The 4241-nt window shown below is 59.3% G+C and carries 6 protein-coding genes; all 6 read left to right on the plus strand.

Annotation, left to right across the window (positions count from 1 at the left end):
- A partial coding sequence (gene tadA / locus JNL86_16255) for a Flp pilus assembly complex ATPase component TadA (GenBank protein MBL8044461.1) occupies positions 1-547 on the plus strand: 547 nt, incomplete at its 5' end.
- A 3-nt stretch (positions 548-550) separates the two neighbouring features.
- Positions 551-1558, plus strand: coding sequence for a hypothetical protein (locus JNL86_16260; protein MBL8044462.1), 1008 nt, complete (start codon positions 551-553; stop codon positions 1556-1558).
- Positions 1559-1561: 3 nt separating this feature from the next.
- Complete coding sequence (locus JNL86_16265; protein ID MBL8044463.1) at positions 1562-2188, plus strand: PilN domain-containing protein; 627 nt, start codon at positions 1562-1564, stop codon at positions 2186-2188.
- A complete protein-coding gene (gene pilO / locus JNL86_16270) occupies positions 2185-2760 on the plus strand; it encodes a type 4a pilus biogenesis protein PilO (GenBank protein MBL8044464.1) in 576 nt (191 codons plus the stop codon). The genes JNL86_16265 and pilO overlap by 4 nt, the downstream gene beginning before the upstream one ends.
- A 5-nt stretch (positions 2761-2765) precedes the next feature.
- Entirely contained in the window at positions 2766-3476 is a 711-nt protein-coding gene (locus JNL86_16275) for a hypothetical protein (GenBank protein MBL8044465.1), read from the plus strand.
- Between the two features lie 6 nt (positions 3477-3482).
- The gene (locus JNL86_16280; GenBank protein MBL8044466.1) at positions 3483-4064 is read left to right on the plus strand and encodes a type II secretion system protein; all 582 of its coding nucleotides are present in this window, start codon (positions 3483-3485) and stop codon (positions 4062-4064) included.
- Positions 4065-4241 lie beyond the last annotated feature (177 nt).

The raw sequence follows: 4241 nt of genomic DNA on the forward strand, positions 1-4241 counted from the left end.
GGACAAGATCATGGTCGGCGAAATCCGTGATGCCGAGACGGCGCAGATTGCCATCCAGTCCGCCCTCACGGGTCACCTGGTGTTGACCACCGTGCATGCAAACAACGTCTTTGACGTCATCGGCCGGTTCGCCTCGATGGGTATCGACTCCTACAATTTCCTCGCGGCCTTGACCTGCGTGTTGGCGCAACGGCTGATCCGGGTGATTTGCCCGGACTGTCGGCATCAGGTTCCGCTCGATCAGGCGCTGGCCGAGGAATCCGGCCTCGATTATGACGAATTCAAAGGCGCACCGTTTTATGAAGGAAAAGGCTGTTCGGAGTGCCACGACACCGGCTATCGAGGACGAAAGTGTATTACCGAGTTCCTGGATCTGACCGATGAAATCAAGGAAATGATTCTGGCGGATCGGGCACTTTCGGAGATTCGGTATCGTGCGGTAACCGACGGTATGATTACGCTGCGTCAGTCGGCAGTGAAGAAGGTCTTGGCCGGAGAAACGACGTTGCGTGAGATCAATCGCGTCACGTTCAGTGAAGAGCGCTAACCCATGTGGGATTGGATTACAAGTCGTCCGCAGTATTGCCTGAAGATCGGGGTGCATGATCTGGCCTGGGCGGAGGTGCATCGGAACTGGCGAGGGCGGCCCCGGTATCAGTGCATCGTGTCCGCGTTGCCTGAGGGGATCGTTCGGTTGTCACCGTTGGAGCAGAATGTCCTTTCGCCGCACGAACTGGAGTCGCACATTCGCGCTATTGCCGGCTCGGCCACCACGCAGGCTCCCGGTCGATCGTCCACCCCTGGCGTCCCGCGTGCGGCAACGGTGATTTTGCCGGATTTGGCTGTGCGATTGGCCGTCGTGCGTTTACAGGACCTTCCCTGGAGTTCTGAGGAGCGGGATGCCTTGGTGCGTTGGCGGTTGGGGCAAGAGCAGCTGTTGTCGCTCAGCGGTGCCAAGGTGTTTTCTCAGGTCTTGTCTGAACCGGCCGCTTCAGGAGATGGGCCGTGCACGGTGTTGGCCGTGGTGGTGCAGGAGTCCGTGTTGGCGCAGTACGAAAGCGTCTGCGAAGCGGCCGGGCTCATTCCCCAGGAAGTCGACGTCGCAAGTCTCCGTCTCTATAACCTGTGGTCTCAGGGCGCATCCCGGACGGCCCAGCCCACCGCCGATCTGTTATGGGTGAATGCGACGGATGGCGGGGTCACGGCGTTCGTGTTCCACAAGGGAGCCTTGGTGTTCCTCCGTTCCAAGTTGCAGGGTGGAATCGGTTCGGGCGGGGTGTGGCCGCCGGGTTCTGAGCAGGTAGGCATCAATCGTATCGTGCAAGAGTGCGCCGATTCGATTTACGCCTGTCAGCAGCAGACGCCGGAGTTGGCCATCAGCCACGCTGTGTTGATCGCCGATGACGTGTTGGGCCCTGGGTTGCGGCAGCAGTTGGAAAAAGGATTGGGCGTACCCGTTCAAGAACTCGACTGGGATCGTGTCCAGCAGTATGGCGGCGGCCCGATCACAGGGCCTCGGAGCAGCGCCGCATTGCCGGCCATCGCGGGAGTCGTGTAAGGGATGTTGCTCGACAAGCTGACATCGGTGCTTCGTGACGTGGCCTTGCGCATCGGCCCGCCTTCCGCCCGCAGCGGACTCTTCACGATGAACCTGAGCAGCCGGTATCGTTGGTATCTGGCGCCGGCTAGGCTCGTGATCATGCTCCTTGCAGGGGCGATTGGTGTCGCCATGCTCTGGGACATTTCTCAGGCGTGGTTGGTCTGGCAGGACGTGCAATCAATGGAGACGGCCCTCAAGCAGGTGCAAGACCGAGATCGGGAGCTCTTAAAGGAAGCACAACAGGAGGGGCTCGATCTCTCGGATGCTGCGCTGCAAGTCCTTCCCAAGGAAATCGAGTTTGCGAACCACCTTATCGAAAAACGCAGTTTCTCCTGGACCCGATTTCTCACTGAACTCGAACGGGCCATTCCTCAACGGATCGCCGTGAACAGCATCCGGCTGGATCCGGCGAATGCCACGATCATGCTGACGGGGTCCGCCCGCGCGCTGGAAGACGTGACCACATTGACGGTGACGTTTCAAGATCATCCGCAATTTAAGGATCCCGTGTTGGGCCAGCATCGGGTGATGAGTAATGGGCTGGTAGAGTTCGACCTAACGCTGCGCTATCGGAATCGAAGCCAATGATGTTTCCAGGACTCGATCGTCTTCAACTGACGTCGCGCCAGCCCTACGCGCCCATTCTTCCTTGGATGGCCTTCGTGGCCGGGCTCTTCGTGTTGAGCTATGGGATCCACGCTCTGGTGCTTGGCGCGACGGAGGAAGAGAAGGTTCGGCTCGAAGGCGAGTGGATCAAGGCACGGCAACAGTTAAACCGGCACAAGGATGCCAAGAAGGCCAAGGCGGATCTGCAGCGGGTCTGGGCGGTGCTGCCCCTGTTCCGGGATTTTGCGCCGCTGGCGCTCGGGGTGACTGAAGAGGCGAAGCGTGACCAAGTCACCTTGCCGGCACTGTCGTACAAGACAGAAAAAACCTCCGTTCCCGATGCAAGTAAAGCCGTGCTGCAGGGGACAGTGACAGGACGGTACGAAGACTTGCGTCGATTCCTCTATAACCTGGAGTCGGCGGAAGAATTGTTGTTCATTGAAGACCTCAATCTGGTTCGGTCAGGCAATGTGCAGGATCAGCAATTGACCTTCAATATTCGAATTTCGACCTATCTGCGCGGGGAACATTTGCAATCCCCGACGTCGCCGTAATCCCTATGAATCGACCCAGTAAAAATCAGGGTGTGATGCTGCTCGCTCTTGTGGTGCTCTGGATCGGCTTGCTGATCTGGCAATTTGACCACTCCAGTGAGCAGGCGCGAGTGCCGCTCACCCATGTGAGCGGGCAGCACACCACGGGGAAGGCCCCTGCCGCGGCAGCCGGCGGCGATTTGCAGGTGCATCTCGAGCGCCTAGCCGCGATTAAGGGACAACGTGAAGCGACGTTCGCCACGCCGCGCAACATTTTCGCGAGTCTGCTTCCTCAGGTCGAACCGGTTGCGGTGCCCAGCCCGGCTCCTCGGCGTGGACGTTCCCGCGGCCCCGCTAAGCCGGCCGCGCCTCCTTCTGCCGAGCCTTTGGTGGAAGAACCACAGTCCGAAGTCAAGGTGGAGGAGGAACCGGTTGAGGAGGGGCCGAAGGGACCGACGCCTGAAGAGATTGAACGGTTGCGCATCGCGACCGAACTCAATCAGTTCCGGTATGTCGGATTCATGGCGGTCGGCGGCGGTGCGCAGAAGAAAAAAAGCATGGCGGTGGTGGTGCATAACGACGAAATGCATGTCGTCCAAGCGGGCGAAGTCATCGGCGGCGAAGTGTTGGTCAAAGACGTCTCACAGAAAGAAATCACGCTGCAGGACGTCGCATCGAAAATCACGCAGATCATTCCGGTCACGAATGATCCGGGAGCGGGGGAGCAACCCAACTAGGAGGGCATGGGGTTGCGGCATCACCTCGAGAATGCGCGCGGGATCACCTACCTGGCGTTGATGTTTTCCATCGTGCTGATCGGGATCTCCGTCTCCGCGGCGGCTCGTCAATGGACCGTCATGGTGCAGCGGGAAAAAGAAGCCGATCTCATGGCGAAGGGGATCGAGATTCAGAATGCCCTGGCGCTCTATTCAGCCCAAATGAAGATCGGGCGCATCATGCCCGCCGAGATCTATCCTCAATCCTTGGCTGAGCTGACCCGCACACCGAAACCCTTTTTACGGCGGGTCTACCAGGATCCGGTCGGTGGAGGCGATTGGGAATACCTGCGTGCACCCACCGGAGGGATCATGGGGGTGCGAAGCAAGAACAAGGGCAAACCGATCAAGGAGCGTGATTTTCCCCTCGCGGTCCGCCATTTTGAAGGTCGCAAGACCTATCATGATTGGATTTTCCAGCATCCGAATCCCTCTTCCCAGTCCATGTTGATGCCGCCGATGATGGGGCTAGCTCCTGGCGCCATGCCCCAGCAACCAGGAGCGCATGGCGCCAGTCCAGGAGTACCGACTCCGCCAGGCACCCGCTGATCCCCTGGGCATCCCGGCACCCTTGACCCGACTCCGAACCCCACAGTATTCTGTCACGCTATCGTTCATCGCGCCGACGTTCACCTTCTTGATCGGTTGAGCCTTCGGCTTCAACGCCGGACGCGTCACCAAGTAGCAGGAATGCACGACATGGAACACGATCTTACCGAATCCCCG

The organism is Nitrospira sp. (assembly GCA_016788885.1).
Taxonomy (GTDB): Bacteria; Nitrospirota; Nitrospiria; order Nitrospirales; family Nitrospiraceae; genus Nitrospira_A.